This is a genomic window from Hydrocarboniclastica marina (assembly GCF_004851605.1).
Lineage (GTDB): Bacteria > Pseudomonadota > Gammaproteobacteria > Pseudomonadales > Oleiphilaceae > Hydrocarboniclastica > Hydrocarboniclastica marina.
Map to the genome: position 1 here is coordinate 589,817 of NZ_CP031093.1, position 24,913 is coordinate 614,729.

The window sequence follows — 24,913 nt, forward strand, 5'->3', positions numbered from 1 at the left end:
TATTTTGGTTTTTGGGGAGTTGGCGGCAGGGAAAAGAAACCTGCAAATTTAGCTTGACTCCCCCGAGGAAGGCAGTAGAATACGCCACCTCGACAAGGCAAACGAAACGCCTTGCGCTCTTTAACAATACGGTCAAGCAATTCGTGTGGGTGCTATCTGGGATAGTCTGATAAAGATTATCAGAGATAGTGACTCGTGAATTGATGCGAGTGATTAACTTTGAGCAGTATTTAAATCCTTCGGGATTTTGCAAGATTAAACTGAAGAGTTTGATCATGGCTCAGATTGAACGCTGGCGGCAGGCTTAACACATGCAAGTCGAGCGGTAACAGGTCCTTCGGGATGCTGACGAGCGGCGGACGGGTGAGTAATGCATGGGAATCTGCCCGGTAATGGGGGATAGCCCGGGGAAACCCGGATTAATACCGCATACGCCCTACGGGGGAAAGCAGGGGATCTTCGGACCTTGCGTTATCGGATGAGCCCATGTCGGATTAGCTAGTTGGTGGGGTAAAGGCCTACCAAGGCGACGATCCGTAGCTGGTTTGAGAGGATGATCAGCCACACTGGGACTGAGACACGGCCCAGACTCCTACGGGAGGCAGCAGTGGGGAATATTGGACAATGGGGGCAACCCTGATCCAGCCATGCCGCGTGTGTGAAGAAGGCTTTCGGGTTGTAAAGCACTTTCAGCGGGGAGGAAGGCTCACAGGTTAATACCCTGTGGGATTGACGTTACCCGCAGAAGAAGCACCGGCTAACTCCGTGCCAGCAGCCGCGGTAATACGGAGGGTGCAAGCGTTAATCGGAATTACTGGGCGTAAAGCGCGCGTAGGCGGTTTGATAAGCAGGATGTGAAAGCCCTGGGCTTAACCTAGGAATGGCATTCTGAACTGTCTGACTGGAGTATGGTAGAGGGTAGTGGAATTTCCTGTGTAGCGGTGAAATGCGTAGATATAGGAAGGAACACCAGTGGCGAAGGCGACTACCTGGACCAATACTGACGCTGAGGTGCGAAAGCGTGGGGAGCAAACAGGATTAGATACCCTGGTAGTCCACGCTGTAAACGATGTCAACTAGTCGTTGGGGATCTTGAATCCTTAGTGACGCAGCTAACGCACTAAGTTGACCGCCTGGGGAGTACGGCCGCAAGGTTAAAACTCAAATGAATTGACGGGGGCCCGCACAAGCGGTGGAGCATGTGGTTTAATTCGACGCAACGCGAAGAACCTTACCTGGCCTTGACATCCTGCGAACCCTCTGGAGACAGAGGGGTGCCTTCGGGAGCGCAGTGACAGGTGCTGCATGGCCGTCGTCAGCTCGTGTCGTGAGATGTTGGGTTAAGTCCCGTAACGAGCGCAACCCCTGTCCTTAGTTACCAGCGATTCGGTCGGGAACTCTAGGGAGACTGCCGGTGACAAACCGGAGGAAGGTGGGGATGACGTCAGGTCATCATGGCCCTTACGGCCAGGGCTACACACGTGCTACAATGGCGCGCACAGAGGGCTGCAAACCCGCGAGGTTGAGCCAATCCCTTAAAACGCGTCGTAGTCCGGATCGGAGTCTGCAACTCGACTCCGTGAAGTCGGAATCGCTAGTAATCGCGAATCAGAATGTCGCGGTGAATACGTTCCCGGGCCTTGTACACACCGCCCGTCACACCATGGGAGTGGATTGCACCAGAAGTAGTTAGTCTAACCGCAAGGAGGACGACTACCACGGTGTGGTTCATGACTGGGGTGAAGTCGTAACAAGGTAGCCGTAGGGGAACCTGCGGCTGGATCACCTCCTTAAACGATGATTGGACTGTTCCAGATTAGCATCCACACGAATTGCTTGACCGAGTAAGAAGAGCAGAAGGGTCAGCAGACCCGGTAGACCTGGGTCTGTAGCTCAGTTGGTTAGAGCGCACCCCTGATAAGGGTGAGGTCGGTGGTTCAAATCCACCCAGACCCACCAGAATCTCGTGATACGGCGTTATCGAAAGACTTGCATAGCAGGCTATGCGGCGCCTTCCGATGCCTTGTCTCACGACATTCTTTAGCCAGGGGCCATAGCTCAGCTGGGAGAGCGCCTGCCTTGCACGCAGGAGGTCGGCGGTTCGATCCCGCCTGGCTCCACCAATTTCCCTCCTGGAAGTTGGCCAACGGTTGCTTGACCGAAAACACGATACGGATAGTAGTGCACAGAAATGAGTCCAGAGCGTTCTGGCCTGATTTCTGATCACTGGGATCAGTTGCTCTTTAACAATGTGGCGAGATAGAAGGCATCGTAACCGATGCGTCAGGCGAGAAGCTTCGGCTTTTTGTGTGACACCAGGGTTACGGTGTTCGAGAGATAATCAAGCGTTATCCGGTGTAATATCGTTGGATTGCAATCTTGAGTCGACGGTGGGTGAGCACAAAAGGACACCCGCGGTTTTGATCAAGCATGAGGTTGTCAGGCAAGGCGCAGGCTGAGCGAGCGAGGGAGCATACATTGGTATGTGACCGAGCGAACGAAGACTGCAACGCAGCATGACAGCCTCAGGCGACGGTCAAAAAGTTGGTTTGGGGTTATATAGTCAAGCAATCAAGCGCACACGGTGGATGCCTTGGCAGTCAGAGGCGATGAAGGACGTTGTAGCCTGCGAAAAGCTTCGGGGAGCTGGCAAACAAGCTTTGATCCGGAGATGTCCGAATGGGGAAACCCACCTGGTTTCGGCCAGGTATCTTGCGCTGAATACATAGGCGTAAGAGGCGAACTCGGGGAACTGAAACATCTAAGTACCCGAAGGAAAAGAAATCAACCGAGATTCCCTAAGTAGCGGCGAGCGAACGGGGACTAGCCCTTAAGCTAGACAACTGGTAGGAGAAGGCCCTGGAAAGAGCCGCCATAGTGGGTGATAGCCCCGTATCCGAAACCTGAGTCTAGTGAAATCGAGTAGGACGGGGCACGAGAAACCTTGTCTGAACATGGGGGGACCATCCTCCAAGGCTAAATACTCCTGACTGACCGATAGTGAACCAGTACCGTGAGGGAAAGGCGAAAAGAACCCCTGTGAGGGGAGTGAAATAGACCCTGAAACCGTGTGCGTACAAGCAGTCGGAGCCGACTTGTTCGGTGACGGCGTACCTTTTGTATAATGGGTCAGCGACTTATGCTTAGTGGCGAGGTTAACCGTATAGGGGAGCCGTAGGGAAACCGAGTCTGAATAGGGCGAATCAGTCGCTAGGTATAGACCCGAAACCGGGCGATCTATCCATGAGCAGGTTGAAGGTGCGGTAACACGCACTGGAGGACCGAACCCACTGTCGTTGAAAAGCCAGGGGATGACTTGTGGATCGGAGTGAAAGGCTAATCAAGCCCGGAGATAGCTGGTTCTCCCCGAAAGCTATTTAGGTAGCGCCTCATGTCTCACTCTCGGGGGTAGAGCACTGTTTCGGCTAGGGGGTCATCTCGACTTACCAACCCGATGCAAACTCCGAATACCGAGAAGTGCAATCATGGGAGACACACGGCGGGTGCTAACGTCCGTCGTGAAGAGGGAAACAACCCAGACCGCCAGCTAAGGTCCCAAAGTTCTAGTTAAGTGGGAAACGATGTGGGAAGGCACAGACAGCTAGGAGGTTGGCTTAGAAGCAGCCATCCTTTAAGGAAAGCGTAATAGCTCACTAGTCGAGTCGGCCTGCGCGGAAGATGTAACGGGGCTCAAACTAGGCACCGAAGCTGCGGATCCGTACTCTGTACGGGTGGTAGGGGAGCGTTCTGTAAGTCTGCGAAGGTGAGTTGAGAAGCTTGCTGGAGATATCAGAAGTGCGAATGCTGACATGAGTAACGATAATGCGGGTGAAAAACCCGCACGCCGGAAGACCAAGGTTTCCTGCGCAACGTTAATCGGCGCAGGGTAAGTCGGCCCCTAAGGCGAGACCGAAAGGTGTAGTCGATGGGAAACGGGTTAATATTCCCGTACTTTTTTATACTGCGATGAGGGGACGGAGAAGGCTAGGTCAGCCGGGTGTTGGATATCCCGGTTCAAGCACGTAGGCAGTGGGATTAGGCAAATCCGGTCCCATAATGCTGAGATGCGAATACGAGTGCCCTTTCAGGGCGCGAAGTGATTGATGCCCTGCTTCCAGGAAAAGCCTCTAAGCTTCAGGTATAAAAGAACCGTACCCCAAACCGACACAGGTGGTCAGGTAGAGAATACCAAGGCGCTTGAGAAAACTCGGGTAAAGGAACTAGGCAAAATGGTGCCGTAACTTCGGGAGAAGGCACGCCGGTATTACGTGAAGCCCCTGCGGGTGGAGCGGAAGCCGGTCGAAGATACCAGGCCCCTGCGACTGTTTATTAAAAACACAGCACTGTGCAAACTCGTAAGAGGACGTATACGGTGTGACGCCTGCCCGGTGCCGGAAGGTTAATTGATGGGGTTAGCTTCGGCGAAGCTCTTGATCGAAGCCCCGGTAAACGGCGGCCGTAACTATAACGGTCCTAAGGTAGCGAAATTCCTTGTCGGGTAAGTTCCGACCTGCACGAATGGCGTAACGATGGGGGCGCTGTCTCTACCCGAGACTCAGTGAAATTGAAATCGCCGTGAAGATGCGGTGTATCCGCGGCTAGACGGAAAGACCCCGTGAACCTTTACTATAGCTTCACAGTGAACTTTGAGCCGTTTTGTGTAGGATAGCTGGGAGGCTTTGAAGCGGTGACGCCAGTCATCGTGGAGCCAACCTTGAAATACCAGCCTGAACTGTTTGAGGTTCTAACTTAGCCCCGTTATCCGGGGCGAGGACACTGTGTGGTGGGTAGTTTGACTGGGGCGGTCTCCTCCTAAAGCGTAACGGAGGAGCACAAAGGTGGGCTAAGCACGGTCGGACATCGTGCGGTTAGTGTAATGGCACAAGCCCGCTTGACTGCGAGACAGACACGTCGAGCAGGTACGAAAGTAGGTCATAGTGATCCGGTGGTTCTGTATGGAAGGGCCATCGCTCAACGGATAAAAGGTACTCCGGGGATAACAGGCTGATACCGCCCAAGAGTTCACATCGACGGCGGTGTTTGGCACCTCGATGTCGGCTCATCACATCCTGGGGCTGAAGCCGGTCCCAAGGGTATGGCTGTTCGCCATTTAAAGTGGTACGCGAGCTGGGTTTAGAACGTCGTGAGACAGTTCGGTCCCTATCTGCCGTGGACGTTGGAGATTTGAGAAGAGCTGCTCCTAGTACGAGAGGACCGGAGTGGACGAACCTCTGGTGTTCGGGTTGTCACGCCAGTGGCATTGCCCGGTAGCTATGTTCGGACAGGATAACCGCTGAAAGCATCTAAGCGGGAAGCCCCCTTCAAGATGAGATCTCCCTGGACCCTCGAGGTCCCTGAAGAGCCGTCCAAGACCAGGACGTTGATAGGTCGGGTGTGTAAGCGCTGCAAGGCGTTGAGCTAACCGATACTAATGACTCGTGCGGCTTGACTATATAACACCCAAGCCAACTTGGCCGGGTAACCTTGATTATCGATCGACGTGAGTCCCTCACGCGTTCTATCTCGCCTTCCCAGTGATCAATCAAACACGCACCGTGCACAACACCGCACCGCGTAACAGTTTGCCTGACGACCATAGCGAGCGGGAACCACCTGATCCCTTTCCGAACTCAGCAGTGAAACCACTCAGCGCCAATGGTAGTGTGGGGATCCCCCATGTGAGAGTAGGTCATCGTCAGGCGCCTAAACCCAAAGCCCCCGGTACAGCCGTACCGGGGGCTTTTTTATGCCCGCCGTTTAACACCCCGGGCCCCGGATCACGCCTGCCGCCAGCCGCGCCCTGCAGGGGACTGAGCGGCTGTCGTATCAACGCCCCGCGTGGGGCCTCTGCGTCGCCTTTTACCGCCCCTGTGTCTGCTCTACAATGTCGCCTCTTGCATGGCTCTATACTGCCTGATCAGGCTGATGCTCGATCATTTTCGTCACCGATCCTCCCGGAGAGCGCTTTCCTTGGAAAGAAACAAACTGATAAGCATCCTGGCCGATGGGAAACTACACTCAGGCCAGGACCTCGCTAATACGCTAGGTGTCAGCAGGGCGGCCGTCTGGAAAAAACTGTCTCAGCTAGATGAAATGGGAGTGCCCGTCAGGCGCCTCCACGGCAAGGGATACTGCCTGAAACAACCGCTGGATCTACTGGATAAAGAAAGACTGGAGCAGCTACTTGACCCAGAGCAGCGCGAGCTGATCAACCTTCACGTGCTTGACGACGTGCCTTCTACGAATGACTACCTTTCTGCCCGTGAGCTAGTGGCTAAATATGAGGTCTGTCTGGCCGAAAAGCAGAGTGCCGGAAAGGGGCGCCGCGGTCGAAAATGGGAGGGCTCATATGGGCGCGACATCGCGCTCAGCGTTAAGTTTGAATCGGAAAGGGGTGTCTCGGGTCTGGATGGGCTGAGTCTGGCTGTAGGGGTCGCTCTTGCGGATTCTCTGACCCGTGCTGGGGTAGAGGGCATAAGCTTGAAGTGGCCCAACGACCTTTGGTTAGGCGAGAAAAAGGTTGCAGGTATTCTTATAGAGCTGTCTGGTGAGCTTCAGACTCGGTGTGAGGTGGTCGTCGGCATTGGCTTGAACGTCTCTATGGCGGAAGACGAGGGCGCTTCGATTAACCAGCCCTGGACATCGCTGGCGACCGACGGGGGCTTGCCTGAGATCAGCAGAAACTCCATCGCAGCTAAGCTCATAGCGGGGCTGATCTCCGCCCTGGAGCGTTTTGAGCGTGAGGGGTTCGCCATTTTTCAAGCCCAATGGGTCTCGCTTGACGCACTCAAGGGGAGGGAGGTTTTCGTAGTAGGCCAGGAAACCAGCGGCCTTGGAGCTGGAATAGATGCGTTCGGTGCGTACCGTCTGGAAACCGCAAGCGGCGAGGTGCGGTTGAACGCGGGGGAAGTTAGTGTAAGGGCTAAGGGTTAGAATGGTTTGGTCGGGTGGCGTTTTGCTTGTGCCGTTGCTGCGTTATCACGGCTGTAGGCGGCCCGTTAGTCGGCCGTTATTATCTTTCCAATGGAATATTTTCCGGGACGAGAGGTTAGTGGCAGAGAGCTGTTTTTATGGGTTTTCCAGATCGTGTTATGCGCATTAGTAGAAGCCTGACAGTATGAGGCTCATATTCCTCCTGGCACTATTGGTTAGTATCGGTGTGACCTGGATGGCACTTGATGAGCCCGCGCCCCAGTCAGCGAAAGAGCCCGTGGCCAACCTTCCACGAGTCGACCGCCTGCTTCTCGTCGCCGAAGTTCCCGATATGCCTGTCCCGGAAGAAGAGGAGCTTGAACCGGCATCAGTTCGCGAATACCCAAGTATTGAATTTGATGAGCTTCCGCTACCTCAGCCTGGTGATTTGCTCAAGTGGTCGAGCTACAGCGCTGTCGAAACTGGAGCGAGCCTGAATGCCAGTAACGCGGATGACGAAGAGTCCAGCCAGCGCGTGTGCATGCTGGTGTCGGGTTTTCGAAGTGAGCAGGATGCTACAGACTGGGCCCAAACACACCATTTGGATGAAGTAGACAATGTGAGGCTTGGAGCCAGGCTCGTTCCTGACAAGCCTTGGCATTGGGTGATCATTCCGCCATTGCCAAGTCGCGCGGCGGGCCTGGGTAAGTTGCGCCAGCTACAGGCCGCGGGCATCGATAGCTACCTGGTGACTGAGGGAGAGCAGCAGAACGCGATTTCACTTGGTCTGTTCGAATCGCAGAGGGCCGCTCAGCGTGTCCTTGAAAGTCGCCGAAAGGCAGGGATGGCAGCGGAGCTGACTCTCTTCAAGCGCACGCGCCCAGAGCCGATTGTCTGGGTGTACACAGCCCATTCTGACGCGTTGAAAGCAGCACTGCCCGACGGGATAACCGCCAGCAAAGAAACTGATGCTTGTCAGGCCTTGCAAAGGTAAATAAAAGTACTTAACATACCGCCCTCGCTGAAACGCGGTTGTGAGCTGGCGTAGCTCAGTTGGTAGAGCAGCTGACTTGTAATCAGCAGGTCGGGGGTTCGATTCCGTCCGCCAGCTCCATTTTTTAGCGTGATGTTTCAGGGCGAAGCTCAAGGTTTCTTCGTCTTGGAGGGGTTCCCGAGTGGCCAAAGGGATCAGACTGTAAATCTGACGCGAAAGCTTCGCAGGTTCGAATCCTGCCCCCTCCACCATATTTTTGCGGGCATCGTATAGTGGCTATTACCTCAGCCTTCCAAGCTGATGACGCGGGTTCGATTCCCGCTGCCCGCTCCATACAGGTTTTGCTCATGTAGCTCAGTCGGTAGAGCACATCCTTGGTAAGGATGAGGTCACCGGTTCAATTCCGGTCATGAGCTCCAGTTTTCATGGCTTGATGTTAAGAATCCTTGGTTTTTTGGGGAGATTGGTCGAATGTCCAAGGCAAAGTTTGAACGTAAGAAGCTCCACATCAACGTTGGGACCATCGGTCACGTTGACCATGGCAAGACGACACTGACCGCAGCACTGACGCGCGTAAGCTCAGAGGTGTTTGGTGGTGAGGCGCGGGCATTCGACCAGATCGACAATGCGCCGGAAGAGCGTGCGCGTGGTATCACGATCGCGACTTCCCACGTTGAGTATGATTCCGAGAAGCGCCACTACGCGCACGTTGACTGTCCCGGCCACGCTGACTATGTGAAGAACATGATCACGGGTGCGGCGCAGATGGACGGCGCGATCCTGGTGGTCTCCGCAGCTGACGGCCCTATGCCGCAGACGCGTGAGCACATCCTGCTGTCTCGTCAGGTCGGCGTACCGTACATTGTTGTGTTCCTGAACAAGGCGGACATGGTCGATGACGAAGAGCTGCTCGAGCTGGTTGAGATGGAAGTGCGTGAGCTGCTGAGCCAGTACGACTTCCCGGGCGACGACACGCCGATCATTACCGGTTCTGCGCTGATGGCGCTGGAAGGCAAAGACGACAATGGCATGGGTACCACTGCGGTCTCCAAGCTGATCGAAGCGCTGGACAGCTACATTCCGGAGCCGGAGCGTGCGGTTGATCAGCCGTTCCTGATGCCGATCGAGGATGTGTTCTCTATCTCTGGTCGCGGTACTGTGGTGACCGGTCGTATCGAGCGCGGCATCATCAACGTCGGTAACGAAGTTGAGATCGTCGGTATCAAGGACACGGTCAAGACGGTATGTACCGGTGTTGAGATGTTCCGTAAGCTGCTGGACGAAGGTCGTGCGGGTGAGAACGTCGGCGTACTGCTGCGTGGCACCAAGCGTGACGATGTTGAGCGTGGCCAGGTACTGGCCAAGCCCGGCACCATTACGCCGCACACCAAGTTCGAGTGTGAAGTTTACGTGTTGAGCAAAGAAGAGGGCGGTCGTCACACGCCGTTCTTCAAAGGTTACCGTCCGCAGTTCTATTTCCGTACCACTGACGTCACTGGCGCTTGCGAGCTGCCGGAAGGGGTGGAAATGGTCATGCCGGGCGATAACGTGAAGCTGGTAACCACTCTGATCGCGCCGATCGCGATGGAAGACGGTCTCCGCTTTGCGATTCGTGAAGGTGGCCGCACCGTAGGTGCAGGCGTCGTTACGAAAATCGTCGAGTAAAAGATTTCTCGATTTATGCAGGCCAGTAGCTCAATTGGCAGAGCAGCGGTCTCCAAAACCGCAGGTTGGGGGTTCGATTCCCTCCTGGCCTGCCAACTTTATAACACCCATATAGCTGATTCCTATGGAGTCTAAAGCAAATCAGACTTCCGGCCGCATGGATACATTAAAGTGGCTGGTTGTTTTTATCCTGGTTACCGTCGCTGTGGTTGGTAATACGTATTACAGTGCGGAATCATTGCTGTATCGTGTGCTGGCCGTTGTGGCGCTAGCCATTGTTGCAGGCGTTATTGCACTCCAGACTTCGAAGGGCAAGCGCTTTGCTCAGCTCCTGAAGGAAGCTCGGGTAGAAATTCGGAAGGTTGTGTGGCCGACGCGTCAAGAGCTGACGCAGACCACGCTTATAGTCATCGTCTTCGTTCTGGTTGTAGCGCTGCTTCTTTGGGGCATGGATTCGCTGATCAGTTGGGGCGTATCAGGCATTATTGGCTGAGCGAAGGAGGCAATATGGCTAAGCGTTGGTATGTGGTCCATGCCTTTTCCGGATTTGAAAAGCAGGTAATGCGGGGCATCAAAGAGCGGATTGCCCTTGAGAACATGGAAGACCGTTTCGGTGATGTGCTCGTCCCCACTGAAGAAGTGGTCGAGATGCGCGACGGCAAAAAGCGAAAGAGCGAGCGCAAGTTCTACCCGGGCTATGTGTTGGTGCAGATGGAGCTGGATGATGCTACCTGGCATCTGGTGAAAAGTACCCCTCGGGTTATGGGCTTTATTGGTGGCCGTCCAGATAAACCGGCGCCGATAACAGATCGGGAAGCTGATGCGATCCTGCAGCGCGTGCAAAGCGGTGCGGAAAAGCCGAAGCCGAAGACTTTGTTCGAGCCTGGTGAAATCGTTAGGGTTTCGGAAGGCCCTTTTGCCGACTTCAACGGTGTTGTTGAAGAAGTTGACTACGACAAGAGTCGAGTCAAAGTCGCTGTGCTGATATTTGGTCGGTCCACGCCTGTTGAGCTTGAGTTTGGTCAGGTAGAAAAAGACTGAGAACGCTTTTTAAGTGGAGCTCGCGCACATTGGTGTAGCGGGCTTTTTGTGTCTGAACTGGGGAGCCGAAAGGCGCTTGTACCCACCAGGAGATTGATATGGCCAAGAAGATTTCGGCTTACATTAAGCTGCAGGTTGCTGCCGGTAAAGCAAATCCCAGTCCGCCTGTCGGCCCCGCGTTGGGTCAGCACGGTGTCAACATTATGGAGTTCTGTAAGGCGTTCAACGCCTCTACTCAGGATATTGAACCCGGGTTGCCGACTCCAGTTGTAATAACGGTCTACAGCGACCGCAGCTTTACCTTCGTAACCAAGACCCCACCCGCTGCGGTCCTGCTCAAGAAGGCTGCGGGAATTAAAAGTGGCTCAGGCAAGCCCAACACGGACAAGGTCGGTACTGTAACCCGTGCCCAGTTGGAAGAAATTGCCAAGACCAAAGAACCCGATCTTACTGCCGCCAACCTTGATGCTGCCGTTCGCAGTATCGCCGGTACCGCGCGCAGTATGGGCCTGATTGTGGAGGGTCTGTAAATGTCCAAACTTAGCAAGCGCCAAAAACTCATTCGCGAAAAAGTCGACGCAACTAAAAGTTATGCCGTAGACGAAGCGGTAGCTTTGTTGGTCGAACTCGGCGGACAGGTCAAGTTCAAAGAATCCATCGACATTGCGGTCAACCTTGGGGTTGATGCCCGGAAGTCAGATCAGGTAGTTCGCGGTTCTACTGTCCTGCCCAACGGGACTGGCAAGTCCGTCAGGGTCGCCGTTTTCACTCAAGGTGCTAACGCTGACAAAGCTCGCGAAGCCGGTGCCGATATCGTCGGTATGGAAGATCTGGCAGACGAAGTGAAAAAAGGCAACATGGACTTCGATGTGGTTATCGCGTCGCCGGATGCCATGCGGATCGTCGGTCAGCTTGGTCAGATCCTGGGTCCTCGTGGCCTGATGCCGAACCCGAAAGTGGGTACGGTAACCGCGGATGTCGCAACCGCTGTACAGAATGCGAAGGCAGGTCAGGTTCGGTACCGTACCGACAAGAATGGCATTATTCATTGCCCGGTTGGCACGGTTGAATTCAATGCTGACTCCATCAAGCAGAATATCGAAGCCCTGCTGGCGGATCTTAAAAAGATCAAGCCTTCGTCAGCCAAAGGTATCTACCTGAAGAAGATCACCCTGTCGTCCACTATGGGACCAGGGCTGCCATTGGATCAGGGTTCTTTAACTGTCTGATCAGGCTTGGCCTGACAGAGAGTGCACAAACTTTGTAGTCAAGGTGAGAGCCTGGCTGTCAAAGACCGCAGGCCCCCGCGGAGCATTAGTCCAGAAGGGTTAAAGCAATGCCTGCGCAGACGGTGTGACGACGTTCTTCTTGAACCTAGCACCGTAAGCCGCCCCGAAAGGGGCGATTAATGGGTTGCTGGTTCAGCCAGCAAAACTTAGGAGAAATCCAGTGGCAATCAGACTCGAAGACAAAAAGGCGATAGTCGCTGAAGTCAACGAGGCTGCCAGTGGTGCTTTGTCTGTTGTTTTGGCCGATTACCGGGGTATCACTTCCGGTGAAATGACCAGCCTGCGCAAGCAGGCTCGCGAACAGAACGTTTACCTGCGTGTTATTCGCAACACTTTGGCGAAGCGCGCAGTTGAAGGCACTGAGTATGAGTGTGTTCGCGACGTACTGGTCGGCCCGACAATCTTTGCTTTCTCGATGGAAGATCCTGGCGCGGCAGCGCGACTGCTGAAGGATTTTGCCAAAGAGAAAGAAAAGTTCGAGATCAAAGCACTCGCCGTTGGTGGTGAGCTGCTAGGTGCGGACCAGATTGACCGTCTTGCCAAACTGCCAACGCGCGAACAGGCGTTGACTATGTTGGTGGCGACGATCCAGGCACCTATCACCAAGCTGGCACGTACTTTCAACGAAGTACCGTCGAAAGTTACCCGTGCCGTAGCTGCAGTTCGCGACCAAAAGAAAGAAGCAGCCTAATTGGTTTTCTTATTATTTTGATTTTCTGGGAGAAGAGTCATGGCTCTGTCGAAAGACGAGATTTTAGATGCAATCGCTGAAATGAGCGTTATGGATGTTGTAGCGCTGGTTGAAGCAATGGAAGAAAAGTTTGGCGTTTCTGCTGCGGCAGCAGTCGCAGCTGCACCTGCAGCAGCAGGCGAAGCAGCGGCCGCTGCAGAAGAGCAGACCGAGTTTGACGTTATTCTGACCGCCGCCGGCGAGAAGAAAGTTAACGCTATCAAGGCTGTTCGCGAGCTGACAGGTCTGGGCCTCAAAGAAGCCAAAGCTATGGTCGACGGTGCACCTTCTACTGTGAAGGAAGGCGTTAGCAAGGCCGATGCTGAAGATGCGAAGAAGAAGCTTGAGGAAGCAGGCGCTTCTGTTGAGCTCAAGTAAGGGCACCTTCTGCCTGATGACATGCGATTAAGCATGGTACGGCTGGTGGCAATATGCCATCAGCCTTTTTCTGTTGTGTGTGCTAATGGGTTGTCGAAAAGCGTCGAACTTTCTACGCAGAACGATGTCGATGGTATCTACCGTGGTTTTTCAACAGCCTGCTAGACGCCTTGGGCTAAACACCCTGGTCTTCAACCGAGACCGCGCAGGCGGCTGAGCAATTCAGCCCAAGAGACGGCTTGTCCGTCTCAACACCAGTTATAAGGTCCAAAGCTGGGGAATGCAGATGACTTACTCCTACACCGAAAAAAAACGTATCCGGAAAGACTTCGGCAAGCTGCCGTCTGTCATGGATGTCCCTTATTTGCTGGCCATCCAGCTGGATTCCTATCGGGACTTCCTGCAGTTGGAGGCCTCCGCTGAAAGCCGGCAGGAGACCGGTTTGCATGCGGCATTCAAATCCGTATTTCCGATTGCGAGTTACTCCGGCAATGCTGCGCTCGAGTACGTGAGCTATCGCCTGGGCGAGCCGGCCTTTGACGTCAAAGAGTGTCAGTTGCGCGGTGTCACGTACGCGGCGCCTCTGCGCGTGAAGGTTCGTTTGATCATTTATGACAAGGAATCGTCAAACAAAGCGATCAAAGATATCAAGGAGCAGGAAGTCTACATGGGCGAAATGCCCCTGATGACTGAAAACGGTACCTTCGTCGTAAACGGTACCGAGCGCGTTATTGTTTCCCAGCTGCATCGTTCGCCTGGCGTCTTTTTCGATCACGATAAGGGCAAGACGCACTCGTCCGGCAAACTGCTGTACTCCGCCCGAATCATCCCCTATCGGGGCTCGTGGCTTGACTTCGAGTTTGACCCCAAGGATTGCGTATTCGTCCGGATTGACCGCCGTCGGAAGCTTCCCGCCAGTATTCTTCTGCGGGCTCTCGGCTTTACGTCTGAGCAGATGCTGGAAATGTTCTTCGACACCAGTAAGTTCAAGCTGGGAGCGGAGACTGCCGAGTTGGAACTGGTGCCAAGCCGTCTGCGTGGTGACATCGCGACGTTCGACATCAAAGATGCCGGCGGTGAGATTATCGTCGAGGAAGGCCGTCGCGTTACTGCACGCCACATTCGTCAGCTTGAGAAGGCCGGCATTACCACGCTTGACGTTCCCAAGGAATATCTCTATGGCCGCGTTACAGCGAAGGACATCGTCGACACCAAGACGGGCGAACTACTTGTTGAGTGCAATACGGAGCTGACAGAAGAAGTCTACGACAAGATCGTGGAGGCCGGCGTTACCGATCTGGAAACGCTCTACACCAATGATCTCGACTGTGGGCCGTTTATGTCAGATACCCTGCGTATCGACCCCACTCGCAATCCCCTTGAAGCGCTGGTAGAGATCTACCGGATGATGCGCCCTGGCGAACCGCCAACCAAGGAGTCTGCTGAGAACCTGTTCAACAACCTGTTTTTCTCAGAAGAGCGGTATGACCTCTCTGCAGTGGGACGGATGAAGCTCAATCGCCGTCTGGGTCGTGAAGAGACCGAAGGCCGTAGCGTTCTCGAAAACGGCGACATCATTGATGTGCTCCGTACCCTGATCAACATTCGCAACGGCAAAGGTAATGTTGACGATATCGATAACCTCGGTAACCGTCGTATCCGCTCCGTTGGCGAAATGGCTGAGAACCAGTTCCGTGTGGGTCTGGTACGGGTAGAGCGCGCGGTTCGCGAGCGCCTGAGCCTGGCCGAAAGTGAAGGCCTCATGCCGCAGGATCTCATTAACGCCAAGCCCGTAGGCGCGGCGGTAAAAGAGTTCTTCGGTTCCAGCCAGCTGTCCCAGTTCATGGACCAGAATAACCCGCTGTCTGAGGTTACTCACAAGCGTCGTGTATCAGCTTTGGGCCCGGGCGGTCTGACCCGTGAGCGGGCTGGCTTTGAAGTGCGAGATGTTCATCCAACCCATTACGGTCGTGTCTGTCCGATCGAAACGCCGGAAGGGCCGAACATCGGCCTGATCAATTCTCTGGCGACCTATGCACGCACCAATAACTACGGTTTCCTTGAGAGCCCGTATCGAAAGGTGGTTGATGGCGTAGTTACCGATGACATTCAGTATTTGTCTGCCATTGAAGAAAGCAACTACATCATTGCTCAGGCAAGTGCGGCGGTCGACGAGAATGGCAAGCTTACCGATGAGCTGGTAACCGTTCGCCATCAGAACGAATTCACGGTCACACCACCCGAGAAGGTCAACTTCAAGGACGTTTCACCGCGTCAGGTTGTGTCGGTCGCTGCGGCCATGATTCCATTCCTGGAACATGATGACGCCAACCGTGCCTTGATGGGCTCGAACATGCAGCGTCAGGCCGTGCCCACACTGCGTGCTGAAAAGCCACTGGTTGGTACTGGTATGGAGCGGATCGTCGCCCAGGACTCCGGTGTATGTGTGATCGCGCGTCGTGGCGGTGAAATTGAAAGCGTCGATGCGTCACGCATCGTGGTGCGCGTCAGTGCAGATGAAACTGAAGCCGGTGACGCCGGTGTCGATATCTACAACCTGACCAAATACACACGCTCTAACCAGAACACCTGTATCAACCAGAAGTCGATCGTGAAGCGTGGCGATGTCATTGCTCGGGGTGACGTTCTGGCCGACGGCCCGTCTGTCGATCTGGGCGAACTGGCCCTGGGCCAGAATATGCGCATAGCGTTCATGCCCTGGAATGGTTACAACTTCGAGGATTCCATCCTGATCTCGGAGCGGGTTGTGCAGGAGGATCGGCTGACTACCATCCACATCCAGGAACTGACCTGTGTGGCGCGGGACACCAAGCTGGGTTCAGAAGAGGTCACTGCTGACATTCCGAACGTCGGCGAGAGTGCTCTGTCCAAGCTTGATGAGTCCGGGATTGTCTATATCGGGGCAGAGGTAGGGCCTGGTGACATCATGGTCGGCAAGGTGACACCGAAGGGTGAAACCCAGCTGACACCGGAAGAAAAACTCCTGAGGGCGATCTTCGGTGAGAAGGCGTCCGACGTGAAGGATACGTCGTTGCGGGTTCCCAGTGGTACCCGGGGTACCGTGATAGACGTTCAGGTGTTTACCCGCGACGGTATCGAGAAAGATCAGCGCGCGCTTTCGATCGAGAAAGAGCAGCTTGATGAGTATCGTAAGGACCTGAAGGACGAGTACCGAATTGTCGAAGGGGCCACTTTCGAGCGGCTGCGTAATGCGCTCCGGGACCAGGCTGTCATTAGCGCGCCCGGCATGAAGAAGGGCGACAAGCTTACGGATGACTCTTTCGCCGGTCTTGGCCGTGACGACTGGTTCAAGATCCGTATGAGCGATGATGCCCTCAACGAGCTTATCGAAAAGTCTGAAGAGGGGCTTATTGCTCGTCGTAAAGAGCATGAAGAGCGGTTCGAGGACAAGAAACGCAAGATCCAGCAGGGTGACGATCTGGCGCCAGGGGTCCTGAAAATCGTTAAGGTCTACCTTGCAGTCAAGCGCCGCATCCAGTCTGGTGACAAGATGGCCGGCCGGCACGGTAACAAGGGTGTCATTTCGGCGATCATGCCTGTTGAAGATATGCCGTATGACGAGTCTGGCGAGCCTGTGGATATCGTTCTGAATCCCCTGGGTGTGCCCTCGCGGATGAACGTCGGGCAGGTACTGGAGACGCACCTTGGTGCTGCAGCGAAAGGGCTGGGTCGGAAGATCAACGGCATGCTGGAAGCCCAGAAGAAGGTGAGCGAGATCCGTAGTCTGCTCAACGAGATCTATAACGGGACGGAAACCCCGCATGTGGATCTGGACAGTCTGAATGATCAGGAGATCCTGGCTCTAGCCGATAATCTGCGCGAAGGTGTCCCCATGGCAACCGCCGTATTCGACGGTGCCAAGGAACACGAGATCAAACAGATGCTGGCGTTGGCGGACATGGACACTAGCGGGCAGACAACCCTCTATGATGGTCGCACCGGCGATAAATTCGACCGGCCGGTCACGGTTGGCTACATGTATATGCTCAAGCTCAACCACCTCGTGGATGACAAGATGCACGCTCGTTCGACCGGCTCCTACAGCTTGGTCACTCAGCAACCGCTGGGTGGTAAGGCGCAGTTCGGGGGTCAGCGCTTTGGTGAGATGGAAGTGTGGGCGCTCGAGGCCTACGGTGCGGCGTACACGCTGCAGGAAATGCTTACCGTCAAGTCGGACGACGTTAACGGCCGAACCAAGATGTACAAAAACATTGTCGATGGCGACCACCGTATGGAACCGGGTATGCCGGAGTCCTTTAACGTGCTGGTCAAAGAAATCCGTTCCCTGGGCATCGACATCGAGCTCGAAACGGAATAAGCCGAAAAGTTATTTGGCAGCATGAGCGGGCACTGCTGGTGCCCGCCGGAGATCAAGCCATCCGGAGCTGTTACTGATGAAAGATTTACTGAACCTGCTCAAAAGCCAGAACCAAAGCAAAGAGTTTGATGCGATTCGCATTGGACTGGCGTCGCCGGAAATGATCCGGTCCTGGTCGTTCGGCGAAGTGAAAAAGCCCGAGACGATTAACTACCGTACGTTCAAGCCAGAGCGCGACGGTTTGTTCTGCGCCAAGATTTTCGGCCCGGTTAAGGATTACGAGTGCCTCTGCGGAAAGTACAAGCGTCTTAAGCATCGCGGTGTCATCTGCGAGAAGTGCGGCGTTGAAGTCGCTCTCGCCAGCGTTCGCCGCGAGCGCATGGGCCATATTGAGCTGGCCAGCCCTGTGTGCCACATATGGTTCCTGAAGTCCTTGCCTTCGCGTATCGGTCTGTTGCTGGATATGACGCTGCGGGACATCGAGCGGGTGCTTTACTTCGAGTCGTTCATTGTCCTCGAACCGGGCATGACAACGCTCGAAAAGGGTCAACTGCTGAACGACGAGCAGTATTACGAGGCGCTTGAAGAGTTCGGAGACGAGTTCGACGCCCGCATGGGTGCCGAAGCCGTGCAGACGCTGCTGTCCGATATTGATCTTGAGGCTGAAGTGGAGCGTTTGCGTGAAGAATTGCCGCAAACCTCGTCTGAGACCAAGATCAAAAAGATCTCGAAGCGTCTGAAGCTGATGGAAGCCTTCCTGCATTCCGGTAACAAACCGGGCTGGATGGTCATGACTGTTCTTCCCGTGTTGCCGCCGGATCTTCGTCCGCTGGTGCCGCTGGACGGCGGCCGTTTCGCGACGTCTGATCTTAACGATCTCTATCGTAGGGTGATCAACCGGAACAATCGACTGAAGCGTCTGCTTGAGCTCAACGCGCCCGATATCATCGTGCGCAACGAGAAGCGGATGCTGCAGGAGTCGGTTGATGCGCTGCTGGACAACGGTCGCCGTGGTCGTGCCATTACCGGATCAAACAAGCGCCCGCTGAAGTCGCTGGCCGACATGATCAAGGGCAAGCAGGGCCGTTTCCGCCAGAATCTGTTGGGTAAGCGCGTCGATTATTCCGGTCGATCGGTCATCGTTGTAGGGCCGTACCTCCGCCTGCACCAGTGCGGTTTGCCGAAGAAAATGGCCCTTGAATTGTTCAAGCCGTTCATTTTCTCCAAGCTCGAATTGCGTGGGCTCGCGACGACGATCAAAGCGGCCAAGAAGATGGTCGAGCGCGAAGAAGCTGTGGTTTGGGATATTCTCGACGAGGTTATCCGGGAACATCCGGTCATGCTCAACCGCGCGCCTACCTTGCACCGTTTGGGTATCCAGGCGTTCGAGCCAGTGCTGATTGAAGGTAAGGCGATCCAGCTGCACCCGCTGGTGTGTGCTGCATACAATGCCGACTTCGACGGCGATCAGATGGCGGTGCACCTGCCGCTCACGATCGAGGCCCAGCTTGAAGCGCGTGCGCTGATGATGTCGACCAATAACATCCTTTCACCGGCTAACGGCGACCCGATCATCGTGCCGTCCCAGGATGTGGTTCTTGGTTTGTATTACATGACCCGGTCCCGGAAGAAAGCCAAGGGCGAGGGCATGATTTTCGCGGATACCAAGGAAGTCAGCCGGGCCTACGGTTCCGGTGCGGTAGACCTGCAGGCCCAGATCAAGGTCCGGATTACCGAGGTTGCCTACGACGAAGACCGCAATGCAACGACGACCACCAGCCTGCAGGACACTACAGTAGGTCGGGCGCTCATGTTCGACATCATGCCCGATGGCATGCCGTTCGAGCTGGCCAACCAGCCACTGGTCAAGAAGGCGATCTCCAAGCTGATCAACGCCTGTTACCGCAGCGTGGGTCTCAAAGAGACGGTTATTTTTGCCGATCAGCTGATGTACACCGGCTTCCATTATGCAACGGTTTCGGGTTGTTCGATCGGCGTAAACGACTTCGAAATTCCCGACGAGAAGTACGGCCTGATCGACGCTGCTGAAGACGAGGTTCTGGAAATCGAAAGCCAGTTCTCATCAGGTCTCCTGACCCAGGGCGAGAAGTACAACAAGGTTATCGATATCTGGTCCCGAGCCAACGACAAAGTGTCCAAGGCCATGATGGATCGTCTCAGTAAGCAGAATGTTTTCGGAGATGACGGCGAACCACTGAAAGACGAGAACGGCGACTTTGTAATGGAAGAGTCGTTCAACTCGGTTTACATGATGGCTGACTCCGGCGCCCGGGGTTCTGCTGCCCAGATCCGCCAGCTGGCGGGTATGCGTGGTCTGATGGCGAAGCCGGACGGTTCTATCATCGAGACGCCGATCACTGCGAACTTCCGGGAAGGCCTGAACGTACTCCAGTACTTCATCTCCACTCACGGTGCGCGGAAAGGTCTTGCTGATACCGCACTGAAAACCGCTAACTCCGGTTACCTGACGCGGCGTCTGGTTGACGTCTCGCAGGATCTGGTAGTGACTGAGGTCGACTGTGGGACTGACGAAGGCCTGCTCATGACCCCCATGATCGAAGGTGGGGATGTCGTTGTGCCGCTTGGCGACCGCGTTCTGGGTCGGGTTGCTGCACGGGACGTCTTTACGCCGGGCGACAAGGAAAACGCCGTTGTTACAGCCGGCACCTTGCTTGATGAGAAGCTGGTTGAGCACATTGAGCGGGAAGGGGTTGATGAAATCTGGGTGCGCTCAGCAATTGCCTGTCGCTCCAAGCACGGTGTCTGCTCCAGCTGCTACGGTCGAGACCTTGCGCGCGGTCACCTCGTCAATGTTGGCGAAGCGGTCGGTGTCATCGCCGCCCAGTCGATCGGTGAGCCCGGCACACAGTTGACCATGCGTACGTTCCACATTGGCGGCGCGGCAAGCCGGTCGTCTGCGGTCGACAATATTCAGGTTAAGCACGGTGGTAAGGTCCGTCTGCATAACATGAAATCGATCGAGAAGACCGACGGCTCCCTCGTGGTAGTGTCACGGTCCTCCGCCCTTGCAGTCGCGGATGATCACGGACGCGAGCGCGAGTGGTACAAGCTGCCCTACGGTGCAGTCCTTAGTGTCAAGAACGGCGACATGGTCGAGGCTGGCGGTACGGTGGCGAAGTGGGATCCCCACACCCACCCGATTGTCGCCGAGGCTGCGGGTAAGATTCGCTACGTAGGCCTGGACGAAGGGATTACCGTCAAAACCCAGACTGACGAGCTGACTGGGCTGTCTACGATCGAAGTGATTGATCCGAAAGATCGTCCTGCGGCTGGCAAAGACATTCGCCCCATGATTCAAGTTGTGGGCGAAAAAGGCGAAGAATTGTTGCTGCCGGGCGGTGTCCCTGCCCAGTTCTTCCTGCCGCCCAACGCGCTGGTAACACTGCGCAATGGTGACAATCTGGAGCTCGGTGACGTTATCGCGCGGATTCCGCAGGAAAGCTCTAAAACGCGGGATATCACCGGTGGTTTGCCACGGGTCGCGGATTTGTTCGAGGCACGGCGTCCTAAAGAGCCCGCAATTCTGGCGGAGATCACCGGCACCATCAGCTTTGGCAAGGAAACCAAGGGTAAAAAGCGCCTGGTCATCACGCCACGCGATGGCGATCCCTACGAGTTGTTGATTCCGAAGTGGCGTCAGATGAACGTGTTCGAGGGTGAGACTGTTGAGCGTGGGGAGGTAATCTCTGACGGGCCGTCCAATCCGCATGACATTCTGCGTCTGCTCGGCGTCGGTGAGTTGACCAAGTACATCACCAACGAGATTCAAGACGTATACCGCTTGCAGGGCGTTGTCATAAACGACAAACATATTGAGGTTATTGTGCGGCAGATGCTGCGCAAGGCTGAGATTGTTTCTCCCGGAGAGACGCAGTTGCTGACGGGCGATCAGGTGGAGTACTCGCACTTCGTTGAAGCGAATGAGCGTGCGGTTGCGGAAGATAAAGAGCCTGCGCGAGCGGAAAGGCTGCTGCTTGGTATCACCAAGGCATCGTTGGCTACGGAGTCGTTCATCTCGGCTGCGTCCTTCCAGGAGACAACTCGTGTTCTGACCGAAGGTGCTGTTACCGGCAAGCGCGACTACCTGCGCGGTCTGAAAGAAAACGTAGTGGTTGGCCGACTCATCCCGGCAGGGACGGGTCTCGCCTACCACAAAGAGCGTCGACGCAAGCGCTCTCTGGCAGAAGAGAGCCACAGCGTGAGTGCTGAAGACGTGGTAGAGGCATTGAGCGCCGAACTGAACAAATAGTCGGGCTGTTCAAAACCTCGCCAGTCATCTTGACGCATGGGGGATGCAAGCTTACACTTGCGTCCCCCAATTTTATCTCTACCGGGTAGATTTATCCTGTGGGGGCTATTTTCATTGTTCAAACGTGGAGTTTTGCTTACATGGCAACCATTAACCAATTGGTGCGTAAGCCTCGTAAACGCAAGGTCGCGAAGAGCGACGTTCCTGCGCTGCAGAGCTGTCCCCAGCGTCGCGGCGTTTGCACTCGAGTCTATACGACCACCCCGAAGAAGCCGAACTCGGCATTGCGGAAAGTGTGCCGTGTCCGGCTGACTAACGGCTATGAAGTGTCGTCGTACATTGGCGGCGAAGGTCACAACCTTCAGGAACACAGTGTCGTCCTGATTCGTGGCGGCCGGGTAAAGGATTTGCCAGGTGTGCGTTATCACACCGTCCGAGGAACTCTGGATACCCAGGGCGTACAGAACCGGAAGCAGGGTCGCTCCAAATACGGTACCAAGCGTCCCAAGTCTTAAATAACCGGGTCCTTTTATCGTTTTTCAGGGCGGTAAGAGTAAGGCCGAGTAGCTCGGACCCTTCAGGGTCGGCGGTCTCGGATTAACCTGAAGACCTTTTGTTCACGTTTGAGGACTTATCAATGCCTAGAAGAAGAGTTGCAGCGAAACGGGAAATTATCCCGGATCCCAAGTTCGGAAGTGCCCGCCTGGCCAAGTTCATCAACCATGTGATGGAAAGCGGCAAGAAAGCTGTTGCTGAGCGAATCGTTTATGGCGCTTTGCAGATTGTAGAAGATAAATCGAAAGACCAACCCATCGAAATGTTTGAGAAAGCGCTGGAAAATATCCAGCCGATGGTGGAGGTAAAGTCTCGCCGTGTTGGTGGCGCGACTTACCAGGTGCCCGTAGAAGTCCGTCCTGCCCGCCAGAATGCTTTGGCAATGCGCTGGCTTGTCGAGTACTCGCGCAAGCGTGGCGAGAAGTCCATGGCCCAGCGTCTGGCTGGCGAGATTCTGGATGCCGCCGACAGCAAAGGCGCCGCGGTTAAGAAGCGTGAAGACGTGCACCGTATGGCGGAAGCCAACAAAGCCTTCTCTCATTATCGTTTCTAATTGCCGAGGTAATTTAAAGTGGCACGTAAGACACCTATTAAACGCTACCGGAATATCGGTATATGCGCTCACGTGGACGCGGGTAAAACCACAACCACCGAACGCGTTCTTTTCTACACCGGTATTTCCCATAAGATCGGTGAGGTACACGACGGCGCCGCGACCATGGACTGGATGGAGCAGGAGCAGGAGCGGGGCATCACCATTACCTCTGCTGCCACCACCTGTTTCTGGAGCGGCATGGATAAGCAGTACGACGAGCACCGGATCAATATCATCGATACGCCGGGGCACGTAGATTTCACGATCGAAGTAGAGCGTTCGTTGCGTGTGCTCGACGGCGCGGTCGTTGTTTTCTGCGGAACATCCGGTGTTGAGCCGCAGTCCGAGACCGTTTGGCGCCAGGCTAACAAGTATGAAGTGCCGCGCATCGTGTTCGTAAACAAAATGGACCGTGCTGGTGCTGACTTCCTGCGGGTGGTCGAGCAGATCAGGAATCGCCTGGGCGCGACGCCTGTGCCGATCCAGTTGCCGATTGGTTCTGAAGACAACTTCCAGGGCGTCATCGACCTTTTGCGGATGAAGGCGATTTACTGGAACGAAGCCGATCAGGGGATGACCTACGAAGAGAAGGCTATTCCTGACGACATGAAGGAAGAGTGCGAGAAGTGGCGCGAGCATCTTGTTGAGGCTGCTGCTGAAGCCAATGAAGAGTTGATGGACAAGTATCTCGAAGGCGGCGAACTGTCGCTGGAAGAGGTCAAAAAAGGGCTGCGTCTACGCACCTTGTCCAATGAGATTGTGCTGTCTCTCTGCGGCTCAGCCTTCAAAAACAAGGGCGTCCAGGCCATGCTGGACTGCGTCATCGAGTTCCTGCCGGCGCCCGATGAAGTCAAGGCGATCCGCGGTCTGCTCGAAGACGGCGAAACGGAAGCAACACGTCCGGCGGATGATGATGCGCCGTTCTCGGCCCTGGCCTTCAAGATTGCTACCGACCCATTCGTCGGTACGTTGACGTTCTTCAGGGTTTACTCCGGTAAACTCGAATCTGGTATGGCGGTCTGGAACTCTGTTAAAGAGAAGAAAGAGCGCGTTGGTCGTATGGTTCAGATGCATGCCAAGGACCGTCACGAAATCAAAGAAGTCTGGGCAGGGGACATTGCGGCTGCGATCGGTCTTAAAAACGTGACCACCGGTGACACCCTGTGCGACGAAAACGACCGTATTGTGCTAGAGCGGATGGAATTCCCTGAGCCGGTGATCTCGGTCGCAGTTGAGCCGAAGTCCAAGGCCGATCAGGAAAAAATGGGCGTTGCTCTGGGCAAGCTGGCCCAGGAAGATCCCTCTTTCCGTGTGCGCACTGACGAAGAGTCCGGCCAGACCATCATTTCTGGTATGGGCGAGCTCCACCTGGATATCATCGTTGACCGTATGCGTCGCGAGTTCAAGGTGGAGGCGAATATTGGTAAGCCGCAGGTAGCTTACCGCGAGTGCATCCGCAAGGCTGTCAACGTCGAAGGCAAGTTCGTTCGCCAGTCGGGTGGTCGTGGTCAGTACGGTCACGTCTGGCTCAAGCTGGAACCGATGGAAATGGGTGATGATCAGCCAACGTTCGAGTTTGTGAACAAGATCGTGGGTGGTGTTGTCCCTAAAGAATACATTCCTGCGGTTCAGCAGGGTGTTGCAGAGCAGATGCAGAACGGCTGTATTGCCGGGTATCCGCTGCTTGGTGTAAGAGCAACTCTTTATGACGGCTCTTTCCATGATGTCGACTCCAACGAGATGGCCTTCAAGATTGCTGGTTCCATGGCAATGAAGAAAGGCGCGCTGGAAGCTAGTCCTGCGTTGCTCGAGCCGATGATGAAGGTTGAAGTGATCACGCCCGAGGACTACATGGGCGACGTGGTAGGCGACCTTAACCGGCGTCGCGGTATTATCCTGGGCATGGATGAGAGTGTCTCCGGCAAGATCGTACGGGCGGAAGTCCCGTTGTCCGAGATGTTTGGCTATGCGACTGACCTGCGCTCCAGCACGCAGGGTCGTGCCTCCTATGCAATGGAATTCTGCAAGTACTCTGAGGCGCCTGCGAATATCGCAGAAGCCATCATCAAGAAAGGTTAATTTTCACAATTAAGACAGCCGGAG

General features: G+C 55.1%; 14 protein-coding genes, 7 tRNA genes and 3 rRNA genes. All 24 read left to right on the forward strand.

Annotation, left to right across the window (positions count from 1 at the left end; genetic code table 11):
• The first annotated feature begins 257 nt into the window (after positions 1-257).
• The 24 genes from soil367_RS02665 to fusA all read left to right on the forward strand — a co-directional run bounded on the left by soil367_RS02665 (position 258) and on the right by fusA (position 24,889).
• Positions 258-1,793, forward strand: a 16S ribosomal RNA gene (locus tag soil367_RS02665).
• 89 nt (positions 1,794-1,882) lie between these two features.
• Positions 1,883-1,959 (forward strand) — tRNA-Ile (locus soil367_RS02670).
• Positions 1,960-2,047: 88 nt separating this feature from the next.
• Positions 2,048-2,123: transfer RNA gene (locus soil367_RS02675), tRNA-Ala, on the forward strand.
• 438 nt (positions 2,124-2,561) lie between these two features.
• Positions 2,562-5,453: ribosomal RNA gene (locus tag soil367_RS02680) — 23S ribosomal RNA — on the forward strand.
• Positions 5,454-5,585: 132 nt separating this feature from the next.
• Positions 5,586-5,701: ribosomal RNA gene (rrf, locus tag soil367_RS02685) — 5S ribosomal RNA — on the forward strand.
• The 16S, 23S and 5S rRNA genes sit together here with 2 tRNA genes alongside, the layout of an rRNA operon.
• A gap of 269 nt (positions 5,702-5,970) precedes the next feature.
• Positions 5,971-6,933 (forward strand): biotin--[acetyl-CoA-carboxylase] ligase, encoded by a 963-nt coding sequence (locus soil367_RS02690; RefSeq protein ID WP_172962249.1) that lies wholly within the window; start codon positions 5,971-5,973, stop codon positions 6,931-6,933.
• 184 nt (positions 6,934-7,117) lie between these two features.
• On the forward strand, positions 7,118-7,906 hold the full coding sequence (locus soil367_RS02695) for an SPOR domain-containing protein (RefSeq protein WP_136546655.1): 789 nt from the start codon (positions 7,118-7,120) through the stop codon (positions 7,904-7,906).
• 44 nt (positions 7,907-7,950) lie between these two features.
• Positions 7,951-8,026, forward strand: a tRNA-Thr gene (locus tag soil367_RS02700).
• A gap of 47 nt (positions 8,027-8,073) precedes the next feature.
• Positions 8,074-8,157 (forward strand) — tRNA-Tyr (locus soil367_RS02705).
• Positions 8,158-8,164: 7 nt separating this feature from the next.
• Positions 8,165-8,239: transfer RNA gene (locus soil367_RS02710), tRNA-Gly, on the forward strand.
• 10 nt (positions 8,240-8,249) lie between these two features.
• Positions 8,250-8,325 (forward strand) — tRNA-Thr (locus tag soil367_RS02715).
• A 52-nt stretch (positions 8,326-8,377) separates the two neighbouring features.
• Positions 8,378-9,571, forward strand: a complete 1,194-nt coding sequence (gene tuf / locus soil367_RS02720; protein ID WP_136546657.1) for an elongation factor Tu — start codon at positions 8,378-8,380, stop codon at positions 9,569-9,571.
• A 19-nt stretch (positions 9,572-9,590) separates the two neighbouring features.
• Positions 9,591-9,666: transfer RNA gene (locus tag soil367_RS02725), tRNA-Trp, on the forward strand.
• 29 nt (positions 9,667-9,695) lie between these two features.
• Positions 9,696-10,064, forward strand: coding sequence for a preprotein translocase subunit SecE (gene secE / locus soil367_RS02730; RefSeq protein ID WP_136546659.1), 369 nt, complete (start codon positions 9,696-9,698; stop codon positions 10,062-10,064).
• A gap of 14 nt (positions 10,065-10,078) precedes the next feature.
• Positions 10,079-10,612 carry a transcription termination/antitermination protein NusG gene (gene nusG, locus soil367_RS02735; RefSeq protein ID WP_136546661.1) on the forward strand — a complete coding sequence of 178 codons (534 nt, stop codon included), beginning with the start codon at positions 10,079-10,081 and terminating at the stop codon, positions 10,610-10,612.
• A gap of 98 nt (positions 10,613-10,710) precedes the next feature.
• Complete coding sequence (gene rplK / locus soil367_RS02740; RefSeq protein WP_136546663.1) at positions 10,711-11,142, forward strand: 50S ribosomal protein L11; 432 nt, start codon at positions 10,711-10,713, stop codon at positions 11,140-11,142.
• Positions 11,143-11,841 carry a 50S ribosomal protein L1 gene (gene rplA / locus soil367_RS02745; protein WP_136546665.1) on the forward strand — a complete coding sequence of 233 codons (699 nt, stop codon included), beginning with the start codon at positions 11,143-11,145 and terminating at the stop codon, positions 11,839-11,841.
• Between the two features lie 220 nt (positions 11,842-12,061).
• The gene (gene rplJ, locus soil367_RS02750) at positions 12,062-12,592 is read left to right on the forward strand and encodes a 50S ribosomal protein L10 (protein WP_136546667.1); all 531 of its coding nucleotides are present in this window, start codon (positions 12,062-12,064) and stop codon (positions 12,590-12,592) included.
• Between the two features lie 39 nt (positions 12,593-12,631).
• The gene (gene rplL, locus soil367_RS02755; RefSeq protein ID WP_136546669.1) at positions 12,632-13,009 is read left to right on the forward strand and encodes a 50S ribosomal protein L7/L12; all 378 of its coding nucleotides are present in this window, start codon (positions 12,632-12,634) and stop codon (positions 13,007-13,009) included.
• Between the two features lie 286 nt (positions 13,010-13,295).
• Positions 13,296-17,369 (forward strand): DNA-directed RNA polymerase subunit beta, encoded by a 4,074-nt coding sequence (gene rpoB, locus soil367_RS02760; protein ID WP_136546672.1) that lies wholly within the window; start codon positions 13,296-13,298, stop codon positions 17,367-17,369.
• A gap of 76 nt (positions 17,370-17,445) precedes the next feature.
• Entirely contained in the window at positions 17,446-21,660 is a 4,215-nt protein-coding gene (gene rpoC, locus soil367_RS02765) for a DNA-directed RNA polymerase subunit beta' (protein ID WP_136546674.1), read from the forward strand.
• Between the two features lie 140 nt (positions 21,661-21,800).
• Positions 21,801-22,175, forward strand: coding sequence for a 30S ribosomal protein S12 (rpsL, locus tag soil367_RS02770; protein ID WP_004580739.1), 375 nt, complete (start codon positions 21,801-21,803; stop codon positions 22,173-22,175).
• 122 nt (positions 22,176-22,297) lie between these two features.
• Positions 22,298-22,768: a 30S ribosomal protein S7 gene (gene rpsG / locus soil367_RS02775; protein ID WP_136546676.1), complete on the forward strand. Its 471-nt coding sequence runs from the start codon at positions 22,298-22,300 to the stop codon at positions 22,766-22,768.
• A gap of 18 nt (positions 22,769-22,786) precedes the next feature.
• Entirely contained in the window at positions 22,787-24,889 is a 2,103-nt protein-coding gene (gene fusA / locus soil367_RS02780; protein WP_136546678.1) for an elongation factor G, read from the forward strand.
• Positions 24,890-24,913: the final 24 nt, after the last annotated feature.

What these genes read in the sequence shown, in the direction of transcription:
- rpsG (WP_136546676.1), top strand. Translation starts at nt 22,298, where the DNA reads ATGCCTAGAAGAAGAGTTGCAGCGAAACGGGAAATTATCCCGGATCCC.
- tuf (WP_136546657.1), top strand. Translation starts at nt 8,378, where the DNA reads ATGTCCAAGGCAAAGTTTGAACGTAAGAAGCTCCACATCAACGTTGGG.
- nusG (WP_136546661.1), top strand. Translation starts at nt 10,079, where the DNA reads ATGGCTAAGCGTTGGTATGTGGTCCATGCCTTTTCCGGATTTGAAAAG.
- soil367_RS02695 (WP_136546655.1), top strand. Translation starts at nt 7,118, where the DNA reads ATGAGGCTCATATTCCTCCTGGCACTATTGGTTAGTATCGGTGTGACC.
- rplA (WP_136546665.1), top strand. Translation starts at nt 11,143, where the DNA reads ATGTCCAAACTTAGCAAGCGCCAAAAACTCATTCGCGAAAAAGTCGAC.
- rpoC (WP_136546674.1), top strand. Translation starts at nt 17,446, where the DNA reads ATGAAAGATTTACTGAACCTGCTCAAAAGCCAGAACCAAAGCAAAGAG.
- rplK (WP_136546663.1), top strand. Translation starts at nt 10,711, where the DNA reads ATGGCCAAGAAGATTTCGGCTTACATTAAGCTGCAGGTTGCTGCCGGT.
- rpoB (WP_136546672.1), top strand. Translation starts at nt 13,296, where the DNA reads ATGACTTACTCCTACACCGAAAAAAAACGTATCCGGAAAGACTTCGGC.
- secE (WP_136546659.1), top strand. Translation starts at nt 9,696, where the DNA reads ATGGAGTCTAAAGCAAATCAGACTTCCGGCCGCATGGATACATTAAAG.
- rpsL (WP_004580739.1), top strand. Translation starts at nt 21,801, where the DNA reads ATGGCAACCATTAACCAATTGGTGCGTAAGCCTCGTAAACGCAAGGTC.
- rplL (WP_136546669.1), top strand. Translation starts at nt 12,632, where the DNA reads ATGGCTCTGTCGAAAGACGAGATTTTAGATGCAATCGCTGAAATGAGC.